Genomic DNA, 2,048 nt, shown 5'->3' with positions numbered 1-2,048 from the left:
CATGTGCGCGCCCCGGGCGAGCGCCTCGACGTCCAGCGGCTGCGCGTACTCCCGGTCGATCCGGTCACGGACCCGGCGCAGCCGCGCGAGGTCGTCCAGGCGTTGCGCGGCGGCGCGTGCGCGCCCCCACGAGGGGTGACACATGAGTGAACTCCCTTCGCGGCACCGGCCGTCATGGCCGGACCAATGCCGGACGGCTCAGCGAAGCTCCTGGACGCGGACCATGTTGCCCGCGGGGTCACGGAAGGCGCAGTCCCGGATGCCGTACGGCTGCTCGGTCGGCTCCTGGACGACCTCGGCGTCACCTGCCTGCACCTTCTCGAAGGTGCCGTCGAGGTCCCGGGTGGCCAACAGGATCCAGCCGTAGGTGCCCTTGGCCATCATCTCGGCGATGGTGCGGCGCTCGTCCTCGGTGACCCCGGGGTCGGCAGCCGGCGGCGCCAGGAGGATGGACGTGCCGGGCTGGCCGACGGGGCCGACCGTGATCCAGCGCATCTTGCCCTGCCCGACGTCGCCGCGGACCTCGAAGCCGAGGGTGTCTCGGTAGAAGGCCAGGGACGCGTCCGGATCGTCATGAGGGAGGACGCTCGTGTGAATGGTGATGTCCATGGCAATCATGCTAGGCGCGGCTCCGTCACCCGCGCTTCTCGAATCCTGATCGACAGCCATCGGCCGCCGGTTCAGACAGAGTCGTCGGCCGGCAGGCCGACGACTCCGTCGTCTCAGTCCGGTACCTGACCCGTCACCGAGCTGCCTGGTCCGGCCGCGCGTGCCGTACGGCGTTCAGGAGACTGTCCCAGGACTCCTGGAACTTCTGGATCCCTTCGGTCTCGAGCACTTGGGCGACGCTGCGGCAAGAAATTCCCAGTCCGGTGAGGACATCGAGGTCGGCGCGGGCCTGCTCGTAGGTGCCGGTGACGGTGTTGCCGGTGATCTCGCCGTGGTCGGCAGTGGCGTCGAGGGTTGCCTCCGGCATGGTGTTGACCGTGCCCGGTGCCACCAGCCCGGTGACGTAGAGGGTGTCGGGACGAGAGGGGTCCTTGACGCCCGTAGAGGCCCAAAGAGGCCGCTGTGCGCTTGCCCCGGCCCGGTGGAGGGCGGCCCAGCGGCCGGAGGGCTGCACCGATCCGTCGGCAGATCCGAACACCTCCTCATGAGCCTGGTAGGCGAGACGGGCGTTGGCCAGGGCGGCTTTGCCACGGGCCCGCGTGGCCTCGGGGGTGCCGAGCGCGTCGAGCCGCTTGTCGATCTCGGTGTCCACGCGGGACACGAAGAAGGACGCCACGGAGTGAATCCTGGAGAGGTCCAGGCCGCGCTTCTGGGCCTTCTCCAGACCGGCGATGTACGCGTCCATGACCTCGCGGTAGCGCTCCACCGAGAAGATCAGCGTGACATTGACGCTGATACCGAGGCTGATGACCTCGGTGATCGCCACGAGGCCGGCCTTGGTGGCGGGGATCTTGATGAGGGTGTTGGGGCGGTCCACCAGCCAGGCCAGTTGCTTGGCCTCGGCGACCGTCGCGGCCGTACCGTGCGCGAGACGCGGGTCGACCTCGATGGAGACCCAGCCGTCGCGGCCGCCGGTGGCGTCGAACACCGGGCGCAGGATGTCCGCCGCCTCCCGGACATCCGCCGTCGTGATCATGCGGACCGCCTCGGAGACCGTCACCCCACGAAGCGCCAGTTCACGGATCTGGTCCGCGTAGTCCTCCCCTCTGCCGACCGCCTGCTCGAAGATGGTGGGGTTGGTGGTCACGCCGACCACGTGCTTGCGCTTGATCAGTTCGGCGAGGTTGCCGGACGTGATCCGCTTGCGCGACAGGTCGTCCAGCCAGATCGCCACGCCTTCCTCGGAGAGGCGCTCGAGTGGGTCGCTGGTCATGGAAGCCGCTTCTCCTGCCGGGTGGTGCTTGCTGTCACGGTCGTTGTCCAGGGCGGAGAGGATGTCGCGGGCCTTGGCGGCCACGTTCTCGGCGGTGAAGCCGAACTCGCGGAAGAGCACCTTGCCGTCGGCCGAAGCACCGAAGTGCTCCAGGGAAACGATGCGA

Annotated in this window: 2 protein-coding genes and 1 pseudogene; all 3 read right to left on the bottom strand. The window is 68.9% G+C overall.

Annotated features, from left to right (window positions below; translation table 11 throughout):
* Positions 1–144 (bottom strand): annotated as a pseudogene (locus tag ADK57_RS02525) (AraC family transcriptional regulator); the annotation flags it as partial.
* A 54-nt stretch (positions 145–198) separates the two neighbouring features.
* On the bottom strand, positions 199–609 hold the full coding sequence (locus tag ADK57_RS02520) for a VOC family protein (protein WP_053747666.1): 411 nt from the start codon (positions 607–609) through the stop codon (positions 199–201).
* Positions 610–742: 133 nt separating this feature from the next.
* Positions 743–2,048: transaldolase (tal, locus tag ADK57_RS02515; protein ID WP_420711835.1), on the bottom strand; the 1,306-nt coding region annotated here is incomplete at its 5' end.

The organism is Streptomyces sp. MMG1533 (assembly GCF_001279775.1).
In the GTDB taxonomy this organism is placed as follows: Bacteria; Actinomycetota; Actinomycetes; order Streptomycetales; family Streptomycetaceae; genus Streptomyces.
Note: the sequence above shows the minus strand (reverse complement) of the source record. Positions and strands in the feature narration are given on the sequence as shown.

Excerpts from the sequence above, each read along its gene's own strand:
- ADK57_RS02520 (WP_053747666.1), bottom strand. The coding sequence starts at position 609 with ATGGACATCACCATTCACACGAGCGTCCTCCCTCATGACGATCCGGAC.